A 21,858-nucleotide genomic window follows, 5' to 3' on the forward strand; every position below is an offset into this window, starting at 1 on the left:
GACAGGCAATCCATCAAAGCTATTGACATTAGCTAAACGGCGATGCAGACTAGCTTCATGAACACGAACCCGGCATCGACAGGGCCTGCCACCCGCTACCTCGACCGTCCCGAGGGCAAGATCGCCTACGAGATCCAGGGCGACGGCCCGCTCGTCGTCCTCGTCCCGGGAATGGGCGAGCTCCGCTCCTCCTACCGCTTCCTCGCTCCCGCGCTCGTCCAGGCCGGGTACCGCGTCGCCTCCACCGACCTCCGTGGTCACGGCGACAGCGACACGACGTTCTCCTCGTACGGCGACGTCGCGACCGCCTCGGACATCCACGCCCTCATCCGCGACCTGGGTGCCCCGGCCGTCGTCATCGGGAACTCCCTCGCTGCCGGCGCGGGCGTGATCGTCGCCGCCGAGCACCCGGAGGACGTGTCGGGTCTCGTCCTCGTCGGGCCCTTCGTCCGCAACCCGAAGGCGGGCGCCGTCATGCAGGCGGTCTTCCGCGCCATGATGGCTCCGCTGTGGATCGCACGGGTCTGGAAGGCCTACCTCCCCACGCTGAACGCGGGCCGGAAGCCGGTCGACTTCGACGACTACCTCGCCGACGTCTTCGCGAGCCTGCGTCGCCCCGCCTACGGCAAGGCCTTCTCGCAGACGACCAGACAGACCGACCATGCCCCGGCCGAGGCTGCGCTCCCCGGCGTGAGCGCTCCGACGCTCGTGATCATGGGCACCAAGGACCCCGACTTCCCCGACCCCGCAGGAGAGGCCCGCTGGATCGGCGACACCCTGCAGGCGGAGGTCGTCCTCGTCGAGGACGCCGGCCACTACCCGCAGGCCCAGCAGCCCGAGGTCACCTCGCAGGCCGTCCTCGGCTTCCTCCAGTCGGCGCTGCACCGTGCCTAGGGCGGGACTCAGCCGCGCGCGCGTGGTGGACGAAGCGACTGAACTCGCCGACGAGGTCGGGCTCGAGGGGCTGACCCTCGCCGCCCTCGCCGAACGGCTCGGCGTCCGGCAGCCCTCGCTCTACAAGCACCTCGACTCGCTCGCCGGACTCCGCCGGAGCATCTCCCTCCAAGCGAAGGGCGAGCTCGGCGACGTCCTGCTGCGCGCCGCCGTCGGCCGTTCGGGCGCGGATGCGATCACGGTGATGGCCGGCGCCTACCGGGAGTGGGCCCTGGAGCACCCGGCACGCTATACGGCCGCGCAGTGGATCGCCGGGCCGGAGGATGAGGAGGACGCGGCGGCATCGCTCGGCGCCATCCAGGTCATCAGCGACGTCCTCACGGCCTACGAGCTCCGCGGCGACGACGCCATCGACGCGATCCGCGCGTTCCGCTCCACCCTGCACGGCTTCGTCTCGCTCGAGGCGGCAGGCTCCTTCGGCCTCGACCGCGACCTCGACCGGAGCTTCGACCGCCTCGTCCGTGGGTTCACGATCACCCTGACCCGTTGGGCCGAGACCGCTGGGGACGAGTCCTAGCCGATCCGCAACGGGTTCCGCTGCACGACGCGTGCGGGGTAGCGTGCCGTCATGTCATGCCGCATCAGTGAACTCGTCCTGGACTGCCGCGATCCGGAAGCGCTCGCCCGCTTCTGGTGCGAGGTCCTCGACTTCGTCGTGCTCGACCGAGACGAGGACGGGGTGGAGATCGGAGCGCGGGACGGCTTCGGTGGATCGCAGCCGACCATCATCCTCAGCCGCAGCGACGACCCGCCGCAGCCGAAGTCGAAGCTCCACATCGACGTCAGCCCGACCGACGGCGACCAGGACGCCGAACTCGAGCGCCTGTTGGCCCTCGGAGCGCGCCCGACGGACATCGGGCAGACGGGCGACGAGTCGTGGCACGTCCTCGCCGATCCCGAGGGCAACGCTTTCTGCCTCCTGCGCACGCCCGTCAAGCCGGTCTGATCGGCGTCAGTCCCGGGCGATGAGGGCGAACCGTTCGAGGACGACGAGCGTCGTGTCGTCGAGGTGGAAGTCGGCGCCGAGTTCGGCCTGCATCTCCGGTGAGGTCCAGAACCGCTCGTGACCGGCACGCCAGTCGGCGACCGACGCGTAGCCTTCGCCCTCCGCCAGAGCGTGAGCCAGCGGCACCTCGCCCAGCGGTACCACCTCGACACCCACCGTCTCGATGACGAAGCGGTGAACGCCATCGGAATCGACGACGATTCCGCGCTGCCCGACCGCCGGCAACTCCTCGCCTGCCACCTCGTACTCGTGCGCCAGGGAACTCGTCGCGACCTTCTCGCCGGACTCGATCGCCGCCACCAGCCTGTCCCGCAGCGGGCCGGGGAACGCGAACTCGACGATGGGGAGGTGGTCATCCATGCGTCCATCCCAGCATCGATCGACGCGTCGTGCCACTGCACCACTCCTGTCGGTTTCTCGCGGCGGCGCCTGCTGCCTCCTGCGGACGCGAGCGGATGCGGTCTGAGGGCCGGCGGGCACGGTGCCGGTGGGATAATCGGCGCATGTCCTCGACCACGCGGTACGCCAGGCAGCTCGCCCTCCCCGGGTTCGGACCAGCGGCGCAGCAGCGTCTCGCCGATGCGCGGGTGCTGATCGTCGGCGCCGGCGGCCTCGGCAGCATCGTCATCCCGGCGCTTGCCGCTGCCGGTGTCGGTTCCGGTGACGGCTCGATCCACCTGGTGGACGACGACACGGTCGAGCTCAGCAACCTGCATCGGCAGACCGTCCACAGCACCGCGGACGTCGGCCGTCCGAAGGTCGACTCCGCCGCGGACCGCGCCCTCGCCGTCAACACCGATGCGACGATCCTCAGGCACCGCCTCCGCCTCGGACCCGGCGAGATCATGGGCCTCCTGGCCGACGCGGAGATCGACCTCGTCATCGACGGCAGCGACAACTTCGAGACCCGTTACCTGGTCGACGACGCCGCGACGCTCGCCGACGTCCCACTCGTCTGGGGTGCGGTCTCGCAGTACGGCGGGCAGGCTGGACTCAGCTGGTCGTCTCGCGGCCCGCGCTACCGCGACCTCTTCCCCCACCCGCCGACGGACGGTTCGGTGCTCTCCTGCGAGGCCGGCGGCGTCCTGCCCACCACGGTCGGGGTCATCGGGTCCATCATGGCCACCGAGGCGATCAAGGTGCTCACCGGGGTCGGGACCCTCTCGCTCGGCCGGGTGACGATGTTCGACGGGCTGAGCGGCGGGTTCCGCGAACTCCGGTACGAGCGCGACCCCGCGGGCGCCCGGCAGGTGTCGCTCGATGAGCATCTGCATCGGACGCCAGGAGGGGACACGGCGAGCGCCGCAGCGGCAGCCCCGCACGAGCCGCGACACGGCGGCCGCACGATCACCGCACCGCAGCTCGCGGCGAGCGACGATGAGGCCGTCCTGCTCGACGTCCGGGAGCCGTGGGAGGCGGAGATCGCCCGGTTGCCCGGTTCGACGCTGATGCCGCTCGGCTCGCTCCCCGAGACGCTCCACGGGCTCGACCCCGAGACGCCCGTGGTCGTCTACTGCCACCACGGCATCCGATCCGAGTCCGCGCTTCGCCTGCTCCTCGAGCGCGGCTACTCGGCCGTCCATCTCGAGGGCGGCATCGACGCGTGGTCGCGGCTCGTGGATCCGACCGTCCCCCGCTACTGACCGCGGCTCCGAACACCCCGTGCAGCCCCACCGACCGACCTCGACGACGGGAACCACCATGACGACGCCAGCGCCCACGAGTCGGAAGACCGTCGAGCAACACGCCTCCGACGTCGCAGCCCTCCTCGACGACGTGACCGACACAGGCGCCGAGCACGTGCCGATCGACGAGGCCGCAGCTCGGGTGACGGCGGTGGCGGTGCCGTCACCGGTCGACCTGCCGCTGTTCCGCAACTCGCAGATGGACGGCTTCGCGGTTCGGGCGGCAGACCTCACGGGCGATGAGACGCGACTGCGGGTGGTGGGCGAGATCGCCGCGCGCCCGATCGACCCCGCGCCGCTTGAGGCGGGGACCTCGGTGCGCATCATGACGGGCGCGGTCGTTCCGCCGGGTGCGGACGTCGTCGTGCCGGTCGAGGAGAGCGAGGTCGAGACGGATCCGGGCGGTGTCGAGACCGTCCTCCTCGGTCCTGCGCGCGGCGGTGGCGAGCGCCCGGTGGGGCTGTTCGTCCGGGAACGCGGGAGCGACGTCCGCGCCGGCGAGGAGCTGCTGCCGGCCGGCGTGCGCCTCGCTTCACGACACCTCGCCGTGTTGGCTGCGGCCGGAATCACGACCGTCGAGGTGCGTCGGCGGGTGCGGGTCGCGATCGTCACGACCGGTGCCGAACTCGTCGAACCCGGCGAGACGCCGACGCTCGGCCAGACCTTCGACTCCAACGGGACCGCGCTGGCGGCCGCCGTCGTCGCAGCCGGGGCCGAGGTCAACGCCCGTGCGCGCGTCGTCGACGATGCCGACGTCCTGCTCGCCCTGCTCGACGACCTCCGCGGCGAGGTCGATCTCATCCTCACCTCCGGCGGGATCTCCATGGGTGAGCACGAGGTCGTCCGTGACGTCCTCGGTCCGCTGGGTGGCTGGATCGGTTCGGTCGCGATGCAGCCCGGCGGACCACAGGCGCTCGGCGCCCACCGGGGCGTCCCGATCATCGCGTTCCCCGGCAACCCGGTGAGCACCCAGCTCTCGTTCGAGGTCTTCGTCGCTCCGGTCCTCCGCCGGGTCGCCGGGCTGCCGCAGGCGACACGCGCACCGGCCGAACTCGCGGTCGCCGTGCGTTCGGTGCCCGGCAAGCGCCAGTTCCTCCGCGGACGCCGACGAGACGATGGCCGGGTCGAACCGGTCGCGGGCCCCGGCTCGCACCTGGTCGCCGGGCTCGCGGCCTCCGACGTGCTGATCGTGATCCCGGAGGACACGCTCGAGCTCGACGCCGGTGACGCTGTGGAAGCATGGGCACTATGACCGGGCTCACACACCTCGACGACGACGGCCGCGCACGCATGGTCGATGTCGGCGACAAGGCCACGACGAAGCGGGTCGCGACGGCGACCGCGACCTTCACCACCCGACCAGACGTGATCGCGCTCGTTCAAGCGGACGGCCTGCCGAAAGCGGACGTCATCGCGACCGCTCGCATCGCGGGGATCGCGGGGGCCAAGCGGACGAGCGAGCTCATCCCGCTGTGCCACCAGCTCGCGCTGTCGTCCGTGAGCCTCGACTTCGCCTTCACCGAGGACTCCATCGTCATCACCGCGACGGCGAAGACCACCGGCCAGACCGGGGTCGAGATGGAGGCCCTGACGGCCGCGTCGATCGCCGGCCTGACCCTGCACGACATGGTCAAGGCCGTCGACCCGGCATCGGTCCTCGGCGACATCCGGCTGCTGGAGAAGTCCGGCGGCAAGCGCGGGAACTGGACGCCGGATGCGGTGGATCCGGTCGAGGCGCCGGCGGGACGAACGGTCCGCCCGCGAACCGCGGCCGTCATCGTCGCGTCGACCGCCGGCGCGGCCGGCACGCGCGAGGACCTCACGGGGCCGCGCATCTCCGCGTGGCTGTCCGAGCACGACTACGCGGTCGATGCGGTGACGGTCGTGTCCGACGCCGACGTGCACCTCGCGATCGCGGCAGCCCTGGACGCCGCGCCCGCGGTGCTCATCACAACGGGCGGCACCGGCCTCTCGCCGAGCGACCGCACCCCGGAGGCGACGCGGCCCCACCTCGACCGCGAGCTGCCCGGCATCGCGGAGGCGATCCGCACCCTCGGGTCGACCAAGATTCCGACCGCGGCGCTCAGTCGCGGACTCGCAGGGGTCTCCGGCGGCACCGTCGTGGTGAACCTGCCCGGATCGACCGGCGGCGTGAAGGACGGACTCGCGGTCCTCGACGGCCTGCTCGACCACCTCGTCGCCCAGATCGCCGGAGGTGGCGCGCATGAGTGAGTCGACGGTTCCCGAGGTCCTCGCACTCATCTCTGAGTCGCCCCTCGACGCGCATGCGATCGAGGACTTCGTCGCGGCGCCCGCCAACGGCGCCCTCGTCGCCTTCCGAGGCATCGTGCGCGACCACGACCACGGCGAGGCGGTCGACGCCCTCGACTACCGCGCCCATCCCGATGCCCAACGGTTCCTGGAGGACTGCTGCCGGACGGTTGCCGCGGAGACCGGCCTCCGAGTGGCGGCAGCGCATCGCGTCGGGTCGCTCGTCGTCGGCGACCTGGCCCTCGTGGCCGCCGTCGCCGCCGCGCACCGTGCCGAGGCCTTCGCCGCCTGCGAGCGCCTGGTCGAGGAGATCAAGCGCACCGTCCCCATCTGGAAGCGCCAGCACCTGGCCGACGGCGAGACGGAGTGGGTCGGCCTGTAGCGGCCCGTCCTCGATTCGCCCCGAATGGTCGCACGCACGAAGCGTGGCCGACCATTCGGGGCGAATCGAGCTGTCAGCGTGGCAGCACGTCGTAGGTGATGCGCACGAGCCCGTCCTCGGGCGTCGCGTGGGTGCCGCGGAGTCGCAGGCGGACGTCGGCGTCGAGGTCGCCGAACAGGCGGGCGCCCGAGCCGATGAGCACCGGCGCGACCGACACGGTGATCTCGTCGACGAGGCCAGCACCGAGGAACGCCTGGATGGTCCTGCCGCCGTCGATGTAGACGCGGCCGGCCCCGGCCTCGTCGAGCAGGGCGGCCGCTTCGTCGACCGACCCGGCGACCGTGATGCGGTCGTCCCCTGCCTCGAGCGTGGTGCTCAGCACGACGACCCGCTTGCCCTCGAACGGCCACTCGCCGAAGCCGAGGACGGTGTCGTAGGTGGTGCGTCCCATCACGAGGGTGTCGATCGTCGGGAAGAACGAATCCCAGTCGAGCGCCGGGTGTCCTCCCGGCGCATCCGCGGCATGCCCCCGCGGCTCGAGCTCCGTGAGCCAGCCGAGGTCGCCGTCGGGCTTTGCGATGTAACCGTCGAGGCTCACGCCGATGAAGACACAGCCGTGCCAGGAACGTTCACGAGTCATGAGGACGATCCTGCCGTCCACCCCCGACATCGCGCATCGGGCGGGGCACGTCAACCGGTCGCCCACCGGACCGCGGCGACGTAGGGTGATCTGATGCCCGAACACGCCCCCGAAGCATCCGACCCGTTCGTCCGCGTCCGGGGAGCCAACGAGAACAACCTCCGCAACGTTGACGTCGACGTGCCGCGCGATGCGATCGTCGCCTTCACCGGGGTCTCCGGCTCGGGCAAGTCGTCGCTCGCGTTCGGCACCATCTTCACCGAGGCACAACGGCGGTACCTCGAGTCCGTCGCACCGTACGCCAGGCGGCTGATCCAGCAGGGTCATGACCCGCACGTCGACTCGATCTCAGGACTGCCACCGGCGGTCGCCCTGCAGCAGCGTCGCGGCGCCCCCAGCTCGCGCTCCAGCGTCGGCACGGTGACGACCCTCTCGAACTCGCTCCGCATGCTCTTCTCGCGCGCCGGCACCTTCCCCGAGGGGTTCACGACCCGACTCGACTCGGACGCCTTCTCCCCCAACACCGCCGTCGGCGCCTGCCCGGAGTGCCACGGCATCGGCGTCGCGCACACGGTCACCGAGGACTCCCTCGTGCCCGACCCGTCGTTGAGCATCCGCGAGGGCGCGATCGCCGCCTGGCCGGGAGCCTGGCAGGCGAAGAACCTCCGCGACATCACCATCGCCCTCGGATACGACGTCGACCGACCCTGGCGGGAGCTCGACCAGGAGGACCGCGACTGGATCCTCTTCACCGAGGAGCAGCCGGTCGTGCAGATCACGCCGCAGCGCGACCGCGTCGCGAAACCGTACAACGGCATGTTCTGGAGCGCCAAGCAGTACGTCTTCCACACCCTCTCCGACTCGAAGAGCCAGATGATGCGGAACAAGGTGCTGCAGTTCGTGCGCTCGGGTCCGTGCCCGCTCTGCCACGGCACGGGACTCCGCCGCGAGGCGCTCGCGGTCACCTTCGCCGGCCGCACGATCGCCGAGCTCAACGCCCTGCCGATGACGGAGCTCGCCGAGGTCATCCGCCCCACCACGGAGCTGACCGACGCGGCGCCCGCGCTCCCGACCACGCTGTCCGGCGAGCGCACCGACGTCGCCGTCGCCATCACGACCGACCTCCTCGCGCGCATCCGCGTGCTCACCGACCTCGGACTCGGCTACCTCGGCCTCGGACGCGTGACGACGACGCTCTCCCCCGGCGAGATGCAGCGGCTCCGGCTCGCGACCCAGCTGCGCTCCGGGCTCTTCGGCGTGGTCTACGTCCTCGACGAACCGTCAGCGGGTCTGCACCCGGCCGACGCGGAGCCCCTCCTCGAGGTGCTGGAGCAGCTGAAGCGCTCCGGCAACTCGGTCTACGTCGTCGAGCACAACATGGACGTCGTCCGGAACGCGGACTGGATCGTCGACGTCGGCCCCGGCGCGGGTGAGGGTGGCGGCGACGTGCTCTACAGCGGCGCCGTCGAGGGTCTCGCCGACGTCGAGGCGTCGGCGACCCGTCCGTTCCTCTTCCCCGACCAGCACGGTCCGGCTCCCGAGCGACGAGCACTCCGTGAGGCGCGCGACTGGCTCGAGGTGGAGGGCATCACGCTCCACAACCTCGCCGGCGTCGACGCCTCGATCCCCCTCGGGACGTTCGTGGCCGTCACCGGTGTCTCCGGTTCCGGCAAATCGACCCTCGTGAGCCGCGTCCTCCGCGACGTCGTGCGCGATCACCTGCGGGCAGACGGCCGGACGACGGACGACGTCGCAGACGATGACGACGAGGTGCCCACCGAGACCGATGCGACGGAGGGTTCCGGCCTGGCGGAGGCGACGGTGCCGGACGGACATGCCGACACGCTCACCGTCCGCCGCGTCCGAGGGCTCGAGCACGTCGACCGCCTCGTCCGGGTCGACCAGAAGCCCATCGGTCGAACGCCGCGGTCGAACCTCGCGACCTACACCGGCCTCTTCGACGCCGTCCGCGCGGCCTTCGCCGCCACGGACCTCGCCCGCGAACGCGGCTACACGGCCGGCCGCTTCTCGTTCAACGTCGCGGGAGGTCGCTGCGAGACCTGCCTCGGTGAGGGCTTCGTGTCGGTCGAGCTGCTGTTCCTCCCCGGCAGCTACGGGAAGTGCCCGACCTGTGACGGCGCTCGGTACAACGCCGAGACCCTCGAGGTCACCTACGACGGGAAGTCGATCGCAGACGTCCTCGCACTCACCGTCGAGCAGGCGGCCGAGTTCCTCACGGCCGTCCCGGCGGCGGCACGCAGCCTCCGCACCCTGCTCGAGGTCGGCCTGGGGTACCTGCGGCTCGGCCAGCCGGCCACGGAGCTGTCGGGCGGAGAGGCGCAGCGCATCAAACTCGCGACGGAACTCCAGCGGGTGCGACGCGGTCACACCCTCTACCTCCTCGACGAGCCGACGACCGGTCTCCACCCGGCCGACGTCCGTCGTCTGCTGGCGCAGCTGAACGCGCTCGTCGACTCCGGCGACACGGTCGTCGTGGTCGAGCACGAGATGGACGTCGTCGCGGCGGCCGACTGGGTGATCGACCTCGGACCGTCCGGCGGCGACGCTGGTGGACGCATCGTGTCCGCGGGCACTCCGGACACCGTCGCCGCAGACCCAGACAGCCGCACTGCGCCCTACCTGGCGAAGCGACTGGCGTTGCTCGGAGCGGCACCGTCACCGGAGGACGCGTCGGCGGGATGACGCCCCGCCTTCGCCGAGCGCCTAGCGTGGAGTCCATGCAGACGACCGATGCACGCCGTGACCTCCGCGCTCAGCGCATCGCCGTCGTCGTCTGGGCGGTCGCCGCGACGGTGATGCTGGTGCTGGCTCCCATCGAGGAACTCATCTGGGCGCCGCTCGCGATGACGGACGACTCCTACGGCCTCGAGGCGATCTACGGGGTGTTCGCGCCCACCACCCTGACCGTCGGCCTCGTCGGTGTCGCGGTCGCGTTCCTGCTCGGCCTCACAGCCATTCTGGTGTTCACCCACTTCGGATGGCGCGGCCGGCTCGGCACACACTGGGTCCAGGTCGCGACACTCGGATCCATGCTCGTCTGGCTCGGTCTCCTGGCCATGTTCGTCGCCGGCTTCGGCGTCGGAAACACCGTGTCCGACGAGATCCCGCCATACGTCGGCCGGTCGTCATCGGTCGGCGAACTGCTCCAGATGCTCGCGCTCGTGGCGTTCCTGGCGACCGTCATCGGAGCGATCTGCTCGCTCATCCTGATGTTCCGGTCGGCCGGGGTGGCCCGTCGCGCCTGGCAGGCTTCGCGATGAGCCCCTATCCGACACCTGACGTGTAAGGTCACGGAGTATGACGCAGCCCGAATCCGCGTTCCTCTCCGTGACCTACGTGAGCACCTCCGCTGCGCCGCTGACCCAGACCGCCCTCGAAGCGATCCTCCGGCAGTCCCGCGACAACAACGGACGCTCCGGCCTCACCGGCATGCTCGCCGTGCGCGGCGACGACTTCTTCCAGGTGATCGAAGGGCCTCCTACGGCCGTGCGCCACGTACTGCAGCGGTTGCGCGAGGACAACCGACACAGCGAGCTGCGGGTCCTGGTCGAAGAGGAGATCGACTACCGGCGGTTCCCGGACTGGACCATGCGCTGCGAGAACCTCGACGACTACCCGGCTGATTCGATCCCCGGCTACCGCGCGTCGCACGAGGACGAATCGGATGCACGGCGCCATCGCATCCTGGACCTCCTGCGATGGTTCCAACACCGCGCGACCCGCGCCCTCGCCGAGCGTGGTCGCTCGGCGACGTCCCCGTCCTAGCCGCCGGCGAAGGGTGGGAGGACGTCGACCCGGGCGCCGAGCGGACGGGTGTCGTCGCGACTGACGACGCCGTCGACCAGGAACGAGCCTGACGCGAGGACCTTCGCCATCGCGTCGCCGTAGCGCTCGAGCAGCACCGACTTCAGCTCGCCGACCGTCGCGACCGCCGGCAAGGACTCCTCGGGGACGCCGGCGGCCTCCTCGGCAGCGGCGAAGTAGCGCACGAGCACCTGCAGGGTCGTCGTCTCAGCCACCGATCGCTCCCATGCTCCGCTCGGGACGGACGAAGTCGGGTGACGCGATGCGGTGCCCAGCCTGCTTGTGCCACATCGCCGCGCGCCAGCGATCCGCGATCTCGACGTCCTCGACGCCCGAACGCAACATGCCCCGAAGGTCGGTCTCGTCGTCGCCGAAGAGGCAGGAGCGGATCGTCCCCTCGGCGGTGAGCCGCGTGCGGTCGCAGTCGTCGCAGAACGAGCGCGTGACCGAGGCGATGATGCCGACCGTGGCCGGGCCGCCGTCGACGAGCCACTCCTCTGCGGGAGCGGAGGGGTCCTCGCGATGCGGGGCAGTGAGCGTGAAGCGGGAGCCGAGGACGTCGAGCAACTCGGCCGCGTCGACCATGTTCTCCCGCACCCACGCCTCGTCGGCGTCGAGCGGCATCTGCTCGATGAAACGAAGACGGCAACCGTTCTCGATCGCCCAGGAGAGGAGGGCGACCGCGCCGTCGAGCGTGTCGCGCATGAGGACGGCGTTGATCTTGAGCGGCGTCAGCCCGGCGCGCTTGGCGGCCTCGATGCCGGCCAGGACGGCGGGGAGTCGGTCGCGACGCGTGAGTCGCGCGAAGTGGTCGCGGTCGACGGTGTCGAGGGAGATGTTCACGCGGGTGAGCCCGGCGGCCACGAGCTCGTCGACGCGCTTGTCGAGTCCGATGCCGTTCGTCGTCATGGAGATCGAGGCGTCGCCGGCGACCGCGGAGCTGCGGGCGATGATCTCCGCGAGGTCGGGGCGCATGAGCGGCTCGCCACCCGTGAAGCGGATGTCGTGCACCCCGAGGTCGCGGACGGCGATTTCGACGAGGCGACCGATCTCGGTGGGCGTCAGCAGGTCGTCGCGGGCGATCGCGGGGAGACCCTGCTCGGGCATGCAGTACGTGCAGCGCAGCGAGCACTTCTCCGTGATCGACACCCGGAGGTCGCGGGCGACCCTGCCGAAGCGGTCGATGAGGCCGTCGACGTCGGGGCGCCCGGCAGCGTCCGGGATGTGCCTGAGCGGCGACCCGATGCGTGGGATTCCGAGCCCGACTGTGGTCATCCCCCCAGGGTACGGGGATGGACGGCCGACTTGCCCCTCTAGAGCCGCTTCGGGGAGGAACGCCCAGCGGGCGCGCGTAGCATGACGGACATGGAGCCCCGCCGCCGCACCCTGCTCGCCGGTGCGTCCGGCGTCGTCGCAGCCGTCGCCACCCTCGGCTCGGCCGAGGCCGTCGCAGCCTTCGTCGCCCCCGCGAGCTCGCCACTGCTCGCCGTGGGTTCCCTCGTGATCGACCTCGTGCCCGGCTGGGTGAAGGACCTCGTCATCGCCCTGTTCGGCACCAACGACAAGCTCGTGCTGCTCATCGTGCTCGGCGTCCTGGTCGCGGCCCTCGCCGTCGGGATCGGGATCCTCGAGGAGCGTCGCCCGGTGGTCGGCAGCATCGCGCTCGCGCTCGTCGGTGTCGTCGCGGTCGTCGCAGCGATCACCCGCGCGGACGCGGGCCTCGACTGGGCGTTCCCGAGCGTCGTCGGTACAGCGGTCGGCATCCTCGTCCTGCGACTGCTCGTCACCCGGCTCCGCACCTGGGACGACGCGACGGTCGCGGATGAAGCCCGGCCGGTCGTCGGCGCCTCCCGGGCCGAACTCCCCCGGCGCTCCTTCCTCGTCCTGCTCGGCGGCACCGCGGTCGGCGCACTCGTCGTCGGCGTCGGCGCGCGCGTCGCCTCGGCCGGAGCGGTCGCCGTGGAGACCATCCGGAAGGCGCTCAAGCTCCCGACGGCCGCCGTCGCCGCACCGCCGGTCCCCGCCGGAGCCGAACTCGGTGTCGACGGACTCACCCCGGTCGTGTCGGCGAACGACTCCTTCTACCGGATCGACACGGCCCTCCAGGTGCCGAACATCGACCCCTCGACCTGGAGCCTCAAGATCACCGGCATGGTCGAGCAAGAGGTCGAGATCGGGTTCGAGGAACTCCTCGCCCTCCCGCTCCAGGAGTCGATCATCACGCTGACCTGCGTCTCGAACCCCGTCGGCGGCGACCTCATCGGCAACGCGCTCTGGCTCGGGTATCCGATCCGCGAGTTGCTCGCCCGCGCGAAGCCCAAGGCGGGAGCCGACATGGTCCTGTCGCGGAGCATCGACGGGTTCACCGCCGGCACTCCGCTCGAGGTGTTGCAGGACGAGGATCGCGACAGCCTCCTCGCCGTCGGGATGAACGGGCAACCGCTCCCGCTGCAGCACGGCTTCCCGGTGCGCATGGTCGTCCCGGGCCTGTACGGGTACGTCTCCGCCACGAAGTGGGTCGTCGAGCTGGAGGTGACCCGCTACGCGGACGCGCGGGCCTACTGGACCGACCGCGGCTGGTCGGAGCGCGGGCCCATCAAGACGGAGTCGCGCATCGACGTACCGCGCAATGGTGGACGTGTCGCGGCGGGGAACGTCGCGATCGCCGGCGTCGCCTGGGCGCAGCACACGGGCGTGAACCGGGTCCAGGTCCGGATCGACGACGGCGACTGGCTCGACACGACGCTCGCGACCGCCATCTCCGACGACACCTGGGTGCAGTGGGTCCTCCAGTGGGACGCCCCGGCCGGCGACCACACCATCGCCGTTCGCGCGACCGACGCCGCGGGCAAGACGCAGAGCGAGACCCCCGTCGACGTCGTCCCCGACGGCGCGGAGGGCTGGCACACCATCTCCGTCGGCGTCGACTGACCCGGGATCATCACGATTCCGAACCGGGACACCACCGTGTCACCGGTGCGGAGTATCGTCACTCGGGCACGTCCCTCACGCTCCTGTCCGGCTGCGCCGCCGACCGGAGCACTGGTCTCGCGCCAGGCCCGCTCCACCTCGTCACCCGTCCGCGCGATGCCCCGCGCCGGACACGAACCGTCTAAGGACCTCACGTGGCCCTCCTTGCCCTCGCCTTCCGACACGCCAAGCCGTACGCGGCCTGGGTGGTCGCGGTGTTCGTGCTGCAGCTCGTCTCGACGATCGCGGCCCTCTACCTCCCCAGCCTGAACGCCCAGATCATCGACCAGGGTGTCTCCCGCGGCGACACGGACTTCATCTGGTCCACCGGCATGACGATGCTGCTCGTCTGCCTCGTCCAGGTGGCCGCAGCCATCGGCGGGGTCTACTTCGGCGCCCGCACCGCCATGGCCATCGGCCGCGACCTGCGCCGGGAGTTCTACCGGAAGGTCGACTCGCTCGGCGCCCTCGAGATCGGCGGCTTCGGCAGCGCGACGCTCATCACGCGCGGCACGAACGACGTCCAGCAGGTCCAGATGCTGATCCTCATGACCCTCAACTTCATGGTGTCCGCACCGATCATGTGCGTCGGCGGCATCATCATGGCCCTCCGTGAGGACGCGGGGCTGTCCTGGCTGGTGTGGGTGTCCGTGCCGGTGCTCTTCATCATCGTCGGGTTCCTGGTCTACCTGCTCATGCCGCTGTTCCGGCAGATGCAGGACCGCATCGACGGCATCAACAGCGTGCTGCGCGAGCAGATCATCGGCATCCGCGTCGTACGCGCCTTCGTCCGCGAGCCGTTCGAGTCGGAGCGCTACAACCGTGCGAACGAGGCGCTCACGCGCGTCTCGATCAAGGTCGGCAACATCTTCGTCCTCATGTTCCCCGTCATCATGATGGTCCTGCACCTCGCGACCGCCGCCGTCCTCTGGTTCGGCGGTCAGCGGGTGGACGCCGGACAGATGCAGGTCGGTTCCCTCACCGCGTTCCTCCAGTACCTGCTCCAGATCCTCACCTCGGTGATGATGGGCGTCTTCATGGTCATGATGATCCCTCGCGCGGTCGTGTGCGCCGAACGCATCCAGAGCGTCCTCGACACCGAGCCGAGCCTCACGGTGCCGACCAGCACCGACATCCGCGTGCCGTCCGTCGGTCGCGTCGAGTTCACCGGCGTCACCTTCGGCTACCCCGGCGCGGAGCGACCGGTCCTGTCGGACGTGACGTTCACGGCGGAGCCCGGCAAGACCACCGCGATCGTCGGCTCGACCGGCTCCGGCAAGACGACGCTCCTCTCGCTCATCCCGCGCCTCTACGACCCGCAGCAGGGCCACGTCACCATCGACGGCGTCCCCGTCTCGCAGCTCACCCGGCAGCAGATCGCCGGGGTCGTCGGGATCGTGCCGCAGAAGCCGTACCTGTTCTCCGGCACGATCGCCTCGAACCTCCGGTTCGGACGTCCCGACGCCACCGACGACGAGCTGTGGAGCGCCCTCGACGTCGCGCAGGCCGAGGACTTCGTCCGCGCGAAGCCGAAGATGCTGAACGACGGCGTCGCCCAGGGCGGCACGAACGTGTCTGGCGGCCAGCGTCAGCGCCTGTGCATCGCCAGGGCCCTCGTCGCGAAGCCCCTGGTCTACCTCTTCGACGACTCGTTCTCGGCCCTCGACGTCGCCACCGACGCCCGACTCCGGGCAGCCCTCGGCGACAGCACCGCCGACGCGACCGTCATCATCGTCGCGCAGCGCATCGCGACGATCCGCGAGGCCGACCACATCATCGTCATGAACGACGGCGGCATCGTCGGCCGCGGCACCCACGACGAACTCCTGGAATCTAACGAGACGTATCGCGAGATCGTCCAATCGCAGCTCGCTGTGGAAGGGGTGGCGTGACCATGGCCCGTTCACCACGTGACAAGCGTCCCTCGCGCACCTCGAAGGACACCGCCCAGGCTCCCGAGCTGAACGCGATCGAGGCAGACGTCCTCGAGCCGGAGTTCACCCCGGGAGAGTCCGACGGCGACATGTTCGGCGGCACGCCCTCGAAGAAGGCCGAGCAGTTCTGGCCGTCCGCCAAGCGGCTCGTCGGTCTGCTCGCACCCGAGAAGGTGAAGATGAGCCTCGTCGTCGGGCTCGTCGTGCTCTCCGTCGTCCTCACGGTCATCGCCCCGAAGATCCTCGGGCTCGCGATGGACGCGATCTTCAACGGCGTCATCGGCTCGCAACTCCCGGCGGGCGTCCCGCTCGACCGGATCGTCGACGAAGCACGGGCCTCCGGCAACGACCAGTACGCCGACATGCTCGTGAAGTCCGACATCACGCCCGGCCAGGGCATCGACTTCACCCTGCTCGGCCGCCTCATCATCATCGTGCTCGCCATGTACATCGTCGCGTCGATCCTCAACTGGGCGCAGGGCTACATCCTCAACGGACTCGTCATGCGCGTGGTCTACAACCTGCGCCAGGACATCGAACGGAAGCTCAACCGCCTCCCGCTCAGCTACTTCGACACCCGCCAGCGCGGCGACCTCATGTCCCGGGTCACGAACGACGTCGACAACATCCAGACCGCCCTCCAGCAGGCGTTCTCACAACTCGTGCAGTCCGCCCTCACGGTGCTCGGCATCACGGCGATGATGTTCATCGTGTCGTGGCAGCTCGCACTCATCGCGCTGATCGCGTTGCCGCTGTCCGCGCTGATCGCCGGGGTCATCGGCTCCCGCTCGCAGAAGCTCTTCACCGCGCAGTGGAAGAACACCGGCTCGCTCAACGGGCACATCGAGGAGTCGTTCTCGGGCCTCGAGCTGGTGCGGGTCTTCGGTCGCGACAAGGAGATGCTCGCCGAGTTCGACGAGCGGAACGAGAAGCTCTACACGGCGGCGTTCGGCGCGCAGTTCGTGTCCGGCATGATCATGCCGGCGATGACCTTCGTCTCCTATCTGTCCTACGTGCTCATCGCCGTCGTGGGCGGCCTCCGGGTCGCCTCCGGGCAGATGACCCTCGGCGACGCGACGGCGTTCATCCAGTACTCCCGCGAGTTCTCGCAGCCGCTCGGCCAGATCGCGGGCATGGCCAACCAGTTGCAGTCGGGTGTCGCGTCCGCCGAGCGCACCTTCGAGCTGCTCGACGCCGAGGAGCAGGACCCGGAGACGGCGACGGCGCACCTGCCCGAGCACACCGACGGCCACGTCGAGTTCGACGGCGTCTCCTTCAGCTACGACCCCGAGAAGCCACTCATCGAGGACCTCTCCTTCTCCGCGCAGCCGGGTCAGACCGTCGCGATCGTCGGCCCGACCGGGGCCGGGAAGACGACCCTCGTGAACCTCGTCATGCGGTTCTACGAGCTCACCGGCGGACGCATCCTCCTCGACGGGGTCGACGTCACGGCGCTGACGCGTGCCGAGCTGCGATCGCAGGTCGGGATGGTGCTCCAGGACGCGTGGCTCTTCGAGGGCACCATCCGCGAGAACATCCGGTACGGCCGACTCGACGCGAGCGACGCGGAGGTCGTCGAGGCCGCTGAGGCGACGATGGTCGACCGCTTCGTGCGGCAGCTGCCCGACGGGTACGACACCGTCCTCGACGCGGACGGCGGCAGCGTCTCGGCCGGTGAGCGCCAGCTCATCACCATCGCCCGCGCGTTCATCGCGAAGCCGAAGCTCCTCATCCTCGACGAGGCGACGTCCTCAGTCGACACGCGGACCGAGCTGCTGGTGCAGCACGCGATGGCGGCGCTGCGGTCCGACCGCACCTCGTTCGTCATCGCCCACCGCTTGTCGACCATCCGCGACGCGGACACGATCCTCGTGATGGAGAACGGCCGGATCGTGGAGCAGGGCTCGCACGCGCAGCTCCTCGAGGTCGACGGCGCGTACGCCGAGCTCTACCGCACGCAGTTCCGCGGTGGCGAGGAGCAGTCGGCGATCGACGAGGCAGCCGTAGCCAGCGGTTCCGACACGGCGCACGCACCGCGCAGCTGATCCGACACCGACGCCACGACCGGCGGGCGCTCGATTCCCGGGCGCCCGCCGGTCGGTTCAGCTGAGGGTGGTCGACCGCCAGGTGCCCTGATCGTTCACCCACAGTCGTCCGTTCCCCACGAGGATGTCGCCGGAGCGACCGCCGTACGGACGCGCGAGCCCCATGTGCCGCGTGGAGAGGTAGCTCGTGTTCGGCTGCGCGTTCGCGTGCGCCGTGTTGTTCGACTCCCAACGGTTGCCCTGCACCACCGAATGCCCGGTCGTGCCGAAGGTGTCGAGGCCGTACTCGCACTCGCGCGCGGTGTTGCCGATGATCGTCGCGCCACCGGTGCAGTTGCTCACGGCGACCGCGACGCGGATGCGGTCGATGCGGTTGCCCATGACCACGATCGAGCCGGCACCCTGGTGGAGCACCCCGAACCCGTTGGAGGTCGCCGCCCCGGTGATGGAGTTGTCGGAGACCACCGCATCCTCGGCGAGGTACGACACGACACCGCCCACCGAGCCGGATGCGAGCGTGACGGCGACGCGGTTGCCGGAGACGACGGGTTGCCTGGTCCGATCGAGCGCGATCCCGATCGGGCAGGTACCGGCGGCGATGCGGACCACGTTGTCGGTGATGAGCGCGTCGACGGCGCCGATGACGGTGGTCGAACCGCGGGGCGGTGTCGCCGCCTGGGCCATGATGCCCGCGGCCGCGACGCCGCGGATCTCGATGACGTTCCCGGAGACCACGGTTCCCTGCGCGTCGCGGTAGATCATGACCGGGCAGCGCTTCGGCCCCCAGGCCGACCCCTGGTCGTCGTCGGCCGTCCGCGTCCAGCGCACCGTGTTCGCGACCAGGGCGACCGATCGGGTGTCGATGACGGCGAGTCCCCACCAGGTCGCGTCGGACACGGTGTTGCCGGTCACGACGGTGTGGGCCATGCCTTCCACGGCGATGGATCGGCGGAACGGCCCGGTGACGACGTTGCCCTCGATCGTGACCATCGAGTCGGCCCAGGACCCGGGATCGACCGCGTAGTCGGGCAGGTTCTCGGCATGGATGCCGACCCGTGCGTCGGTGCCGGGGGCAGCCGAGACGATGTTGCCGATGACCGCCGAACGCGCACCCCAGACGGTGATGCCGTCGCCGCGGTCCTCGCCCGCGGACGAGGCGGAGCCTCGCCCTCCGCCCGAGCCGACGACGTTCAGGACATGGCACGCGGAGATGACGACGCCCTCGAACTCGCCTGACGGTTGCACGGCGATGCCGTTCTGGAACCCGTCGACGGTGACGCCGTCGATCAGGACGTCGCTCGCCCAGATGCTGATCCCGGTGTTGCGCTCACCCGTGCTCGACGCCGGCGGGCCCGCGTAGCTGACCCGGACACCGGTCACCGAGCTGCCCGACACGATGAGCTTCAGCGCCGGGGCCGCCTCGACACCTCCGACGAACCGCAGCTCGCCGCGCCCGCGGAGATGGACGCGACGGTCGATCCGGATCGTCGCGTCCACGGCGATGACGTCGCCGCCGCGGACGATCACTGTGCTGCCGGCCGGGACGGCCGCGAACCAGGCGAGGACCGCGGTGGTGCTGACGGAGGCGCCGGTCGGATCGATCCCGGGACCTTCGAGCACGAGTCCGATGGGCGGGGCGGCCTGGGTGTCCGCACTCCCGGTCGGTGGTGATGACGGGGCCTCGTGGTCGGGATCGGGATCGGGATCGGGATCGAGGGCCGTCGGTTCAGGTTCCGGGATCGGTTCGGGTTCCGCTCCGGTCCCCCGCCCCCGAGCTGTTCCGTCGCGCCATGATGTCTTGTCCACAATCCACACCGTACAGAAGCATGAGGTGCAGAAGCATCCTAGAGTTGAAGTCCGGCGTGATCACCGCCGTCCGATCACTCAGGAGCACCATGCCGTCACCGGAGAACCGCGCGACCGGGCCGGGCCGCCGACCGGCACCCCGCGTCGACCACACCGCCTTCGCCGGAGCCCGCGCCATCGCCGCCTGGTGGGTGGTGTTCTCGCACTCCGCGGACTGGCTGTTCTCCATCCTCCCCGAGCTCTCGTGGCTCGCCCCGATGGCCCACACCGGACTCGCCGTGGACGTCTTCTTCGTCCTGAGCGGGTACACGATCGCCCGGGCCTACCTGGATCGACGCTGGACCTGGCCCGCCTACGGTCGCTTCCTCCGGAACCGCGTGGCGCGCCTCTACCCGGCACACGTGGCCGTGCTCCTCGCCTTCGCACTGCTCTGCGTCGGCGGGGCGATGGTCGGTGTCCCAACGGACGACGGGGCGTTCCCGCCCATCGGCCTCCTCGCCGAACTCACGCTCACCCGCGCGTGGTTCGGCGACGCACTGTGGTGGAACCCGCCCGCATGGTCACTGTCGGCCCAGTTCCTCGCGTTCATCCTGTTCCCGGCGATCGCCCTCGCCTTCCGCGGCCGGGTGCGCGGCCCGGTCCCGGTGGTCACCCTGTCGATCGTGCTCGTCAGCGCTACGACGATCGCCGCCGCCCTCGCCCCGTCGGCCATGAACGGTATGGCGACCCCGGCCCTCCGTGTGCTGTGCTGTTTCGCGCTCGGCATCTGTCTGGCGGAGTGGACGGCAGCCCTGCCGGTCACCCGGCGAGCGGCGTGGGTCGCTGCAGGAGGTGCCGCCGGCCTGGTGGTGGCGGCGATCGCACTCGAACCCGGAGCACCGCGCGCCTGGGCGGCGATCACCTTCGCGGGGATCGTCGTCGGAGGCCTGGCGGTCGCGAGTCCGCGCTCCACCGCGGGGCTGCGCAGCCGCCCCGCGCGCTTCCTGGGGCAGCTCTCGTTCTCCACGTACCTCGTGCACGTCTTCGTGCTCATCCTGCTGGCGAAGGCGATCACGCCGAGCGCCGTCGACGGCATGCCGCTCCTCCTCCGTGCTCCGATCATCCTGACCTGGTTCGGCTCGATCCTCGCCGCATCGTGGCTGCTCCACACGCTCGTGGAGGTGCCGTGGCATCGGAGACTCGCAGCACCGCGCACGAGCCGGGCCGTCCACGCCGACGGATCGGCGACCGGCTCTTAGGCGTTCGTGCCCGACAGCGGACCCCGCGCCGACCGAACGCCCTGCGCGATGCGCTCGGGGAGCCGCAACGCGGCGCTGACGAAGGCGAGCACCGCCACGGCGAGCGACACCCAGAGCACGGACCAGGCGGCATCAGTGGGCGGGCCCAGCAGCAGCGACGCCGCCGCGTCTCCGACGCCGCCGGGGATCGCGACCGACACCGCGAACACGAGGGCGAGCCGGGCAGCGCCGAGCAGGATGAGCGTCAGGCCCGCAGCGAGCAGGACGCTGATCGCGGCTCCGGCCACGGTCCGGCTCGGGTTGCGGCGCCCCAGCCAGAGCAGGATCACCCCGAGTGCGAGGAGCCCGATCGCGAGCCAGGGCGACCAACCCGCCGCCGTCTCGATCACCTGGATTCCACTGAGTACCGGCGCGACCTGCGCCGCCGGGACGACGTCGACCACGCGGTCGACGTCCGGGATGGCGGCCGCGAATCCGAACCCCGCGTCGACCAGCCACGTGCGGGTCGCGGAGACGATCGGACCCAACTGCACGCCCAGGCCCTGCTCGGCCGAGACGTCGATGACCGCTCCCTGGGAACCGGAGACGCGCGCGACGAGCTGCTCATGCGTGACGCGGAGGGCTTCGGTCCAGGCGGTCGCGAACGCGGGCGAGGCCGCGAACTCGGCGACGTTCCGACGCAGGACCTCGCGCAGCGCATCCGCGGTGTCGCCACCGATCGCGCCGAGCACCTCCGAGATCGCCGGCGGGAGCGAGAGGGTCGCCGCGAGGTCGGCCGGTACTGCAGCCGCCGCATCGAGGTCGACCTGACTCTCCAGCGCGGCGAGCGCCTGGTCCCCCACGAAGGCTTGGACGGCGGGGTCCGTGGCCAGCGGGGCGAGGGTGTCGACGAACGCGTCGGTGTCGCGGAGCATCGTGTCCGCCCAGGTGCTGACGAGGGCGACCGGGATCAACAGGGCACCGATCACGATCGCGACCGTGCCGAAGAAGCCCCATGCGCCCGCTCCACGTCGGATCGGCTGCTCGACGGCCTCCGCCCGGAGCGCGTCGAAGGTGACGAAGTCGTTGCGGGCGTCGGACGACGGGTGATCGGTCACGTGCC

General features: G+C 70.6%; 20 protein-coding genes. 14 read left to right on the top strand and 6 right to left on the bottom strand.

Annotated elements, in window-relative coordinates:
• The first annotated feature begins 57 nt into the window (after positions 1 to 57).
• Genes ACQ3HE_RS11130 through ACQ3HE_RS11140 form a run of 3 tightly spaced genes read left to right on the top strand, consistent with a single transcriptional unit; the run spans position 58 to position 1,900 of the window.
• A complete protein-coding gene (locus ACQ3HE_RS11130; RefSeq protein WP_124767925.1) occupies positions 58 to 894 on the top strand; it encodes an alpha/beta fold hydrolase in 837 nt (278 codons plus the stop codon).
• Positions 895 to 919: 25 nt separating this feature from the next.
• The gene (locus ACQ3HE_RS11135) at positions 920 to 1,471 is read left to right on the top strand and encodes a TetR/AcrR family transcriptional regulator (RefSeq protein WP_305790874.1); all 552 of its coding nucleotides are present in this window, start codon (positions 920 to 922) and stop codon (positions 1,469 to 1,471) included.
• A 51-nt stretch (positions 1,472 to 1,522) separates the two neighbouring features.
• Positions 1,523 to 1,900, top strand: coding sequence for a VOC family protein (locus ACQ3HE_RS11140; protein WP_071261898.1), 378 nt, complete (start codon positions 1,523 to 1,525; stop codon positions 1,898 to 1,900).
• Between the two features lie 6 nt (positions 1,901 to 1,906).
• On the opposite strand, the gene ACQ3HE_RS11145 is transcribed toward ACQ3HE_RS11140, so the two are convergent.
• Entirely contained in the window at positions 1,907 to 2,320 is a 414-nt protein-coding gene (locus tag ACQ3HE_RS11145; protein WP_191940008.1) for an ASCH domain-containing protein, read from the bottom strand.
• A 143-nt stretch (positions 2,321 to 2,463) separates the two neighbouring features.
• On the opposite strand from ACQ3HE_RS11145, the gene ACQ3HE_RS11150 reads away from it, so the two are divergent.
• Genes ACQ3HE_RS11150 through ACQ3HE_RS11165 form a run of 4 tightly spaced genes read left to right on the top strand, consistent with a single transcriptional unit; the run spans position 2,464 to position 6,298 of the window.
• Positions 2,464 to 3,603: a ThiF family adenylyltransferase gene (locus tag ACQ3HE_RS11150; RefSeq protein WP_430892808.1), complete on the top strand. Its 1,140-nt coding sequence runs from the start codon at positions 2,464 to 2,466 to the stop codon at positions 3,601 to 3,603.
• Between the two features lie 58 nt (positions 3,604 to 3,661).
• Positions 3,662 to 4,897 carry a molybdopterin molybdotransferase MoeA gene (locus ACQ3HE_RS11155; protein ID WP_430892809.1) on the top strand — a complete coding sequence of 412 codons (1,236 nt, stop codon included), beginning with the start codon at positions 3,662 to 3,664 and terminating at the stop codon, positions 4,895 to 4,897.
• Positions 4,894 to 5,877 (top strand): bifunctional molybdenum cofactor biosynthesis protein MoaC/MoaB, encoded by a 984-nt coding sequence (gene moaCB, locus ACQ3HE_RS11160; RefSeq protein ID WP_430892810.1) that lies wholly within the window; start codon positions 4,894 to 4,896, stop codon positions 5,875 to 5,877. The genes ACQ3HE_RS11155 and moaCB overlap by 4 nt, the downstream gene beginning before the upstream one ends.
• A complete protein-coding gene (locus ACQ3HE_RS11165) occupies positions 5,870 to 6,298 on the top strand; it encodes a molybdenum cofactor biosynthesis protein MoaE (protein WP_056011786.1) in 429 nt (142 codons plus the stop codon). Before moaCB ends, ACQ3HE_RS11165 begins: the two co-directional genes overlap by 8 nt.
• 73 nt (positions 6,299 to 6,371) lie before the next feature.
• Here ACQ3HE_RS11165 and ACQ3HE_RS11170 read toward each other — a convergent pair whose 3' ends face one another.
• Positions 6,372 to 6,938, bottom strand: coding sequence for a dihydrofolate reductase family protein (locus ACQ3HE_RS11170; protein WP_430892811.1), 567 nt, complete (start codon positions 6,936 to 6,938; stop codon positions 6,372 to 6,374).
• Between the two features lie 93 nt (positions 6,939 to 7,031).
• Between ACQ3HE_RS11170 and ACQ3HE_RS11175 the strand changes: the two genes are divergently transcribed.
• Genes ACQ3HE_RS11175 through ACQ3HE_RS11185 form a run of 3 tightly spaced genes read left to right on the top strand, consistent with a single transcriptional unit; the run spans position 7,032 to position 10,724 of the window.
• Positions 7,032 to 9,641, top strand: coding sequence for an excinuclease ABC subunit UvrA (locus tag ACQ3HE_RS11175; protein ID WP_430892812.1), 2,610 nt, complete (start codon positions 7,032 to 7,034; stop codon positions 9,639 to 9,641).
• 35 nt (positions 9,642 to 9,676) lie between these two features.
• Positions 9,677 to 10,219: a hypothetical protein gene (locus ACQ3HE_RS11180; RefSeq protein ID WP_430892813.1), complete on the top strand. Its 543-nt coding sequence runs from the start codon at positions 9,677 to 9,679 to the stop codon at positions 10,217 to 10,219.
• A 37-nt stretch (positions 10,220 to 10,256) separates the two neighbouring features.
• On the top strand, positions 10,257 to 10,724 hold the full coding sequence (locus ACQ3HE_RS11185; RefSeq protein WP_430892814.1) for a BLUF domain-containing protein: 468 nt from the start codon (positions 10,257 to 10,259) through the stop codon (positions 10,722 to 10,724).
• On the opposite strand, the gene ACQ3HE_RS11190 is transcribed toward ACQ3HE_RS11185, so the two are convergent.
• Together ACQ3HE_RS11190 and moaA are read right to left on the bottom strand one after the other, a co-directional pair.
• Positions 10,721 to 10,978 (bottom strand): MoaD/ThiS family protein, encoded by a 258-nt coding sequence (locus ACQ3HE_RS11190; RefSeq protein WP_079704425.1) that lies wholly within the window; start codon positions 10,976 to 10,978, stop codon positions 10,721 to 10,723. The genes ACQ3HE_RS11185 and ACQ3HE_RS11190 overlap by 4 nt on opposite strands.
• Positions 10,971 to 12,038 (bottom strand): GTP 3',8-cyclase MoaA, encoded by a 1,068-nt coding sequence (moaA, locus tag ACQ3HE_RS11195; RefSeq protein WP_064293946.1) that lies wholly within the window; start codon positions 12,036 to 12,038, stop codon positions 10,971 to 10,973. Before moaA ends, ACQ3HE_RS11190 begins: the two co-directional genes overlap by 8 nt.
• Before the next feature lie 90 nt (positions 12,039 to 12,128).
• On the opposite strand from moaA, the gene ACQ3HE_RS11200 reads away from it, so the two are divergent.
• The 3 genes from ACQ3HE_RS11200 (at position 12,129) to ACQ3HE_RS11210 (ending at position 17,712) form a co-directional block, all read left to right on the top strand.
• Positions 12,129 to 13,694 (top strand): molybdopterin-dependent oxidoreductase, encoded by a 1,566-nt coding sequence (locus ACQ3HE_RS11200; RefSeq protein WP_430892815.1) that lies wholly within the window; start codon positions 12,129 to 12,131, stop codon positions 13,692 to 13,694.
• 194 nt (positions 13,695 to 13,888) lie between these two features.
• Positions 13,889 to 15,625 carry an ABC transporter ATP-binding protein gene (locus ACQ3HE_RS11205; protein ID WP_430892816.1) on the top strand — a complete coding sequence of 579 codons (1,737 nt, stop codon included), beginning with the start codon at positions 13,889 to 13,891 and terminating at the stop codon, positions 15,623 to 15,625.
• Between the two features lie 2 nt (positions 15,626 to 15,627).
• Entirely contained in the window at positions 15,628 to 17,712 is a 2,085-nt protein-coding gene (locus ACQ3HE_RS11210) for an ABC transporter ATP-binding protein (RefSeq protein ID WP_201299345.1), read from the top strand.
• Positions 17,713 to 17,769: 57 nt separating this feature from the next.
• Here ACQ3HE_RS11210 and ACQ3HE_RS11215 read toward each other — a convergent pair whose 3' ends face one another.
• Positions 17,770 to 19,518, bottom strand: coding sequence for a NosD domain-containing protein (locus ACQ3HE_RS11215; RefSeq protein ID WP_430892817.1), 1,749 nt, complete (start codon positions 19,516 to 19,518; stop codon positions 17,770 to 17,772).
• Positions 19,519 to 19,607: 89 nt separating this feature from the next.
• On the opposite strand from ACQ3HE_RS11215, the gene ACQ3HE_RS11220 reads away from it, so the two are divergent.
• Positions 19,608 to 20,756 carry an acyltransferase family protein gene (locus ACQ3HE_RS11220; protein ID WP_430892818.1) on the top strand — a complete coding sequence of 383 codons (1,149 nt, stop codon included), beginning with the start codon at positions 19,608 to 19,610 and terminating at the stop codon, positions 20,754 to 20,756.
• Here ACQ3HE_RS11220 and ACQ3HE_RS11225 read toward each other — a convergent pair.
• Positions 20,753 to 21,853 (bottom strand): serine/threonine-protein kinase, encoded by a 1,101-nt coding sequence (locus ACQ3HE_RS11225; RefSeq protein ID WP_430892819.1) that lies wholly within the window; start codon positions 21,851 to 21,853, stop codon positions 20,753 to 20,755. The genes ACQ3HE_RS11220 and ACQ3HE_RS11225 overlap by 4 nt on opposite strands.
• Positions 21,854 to 21,858: the final 5 nt, after the last annotated feature.

Source organism: Plantibacter auratus (assembly GCF_050587365.1).
In the GTDB taxonomy this organism is placed as follows: Bacteria; Actinomycetota; Actinomycetes; order Actinomycetales; family Microbacteriaceae; genus Plantibacter; species Plantibacter auratus.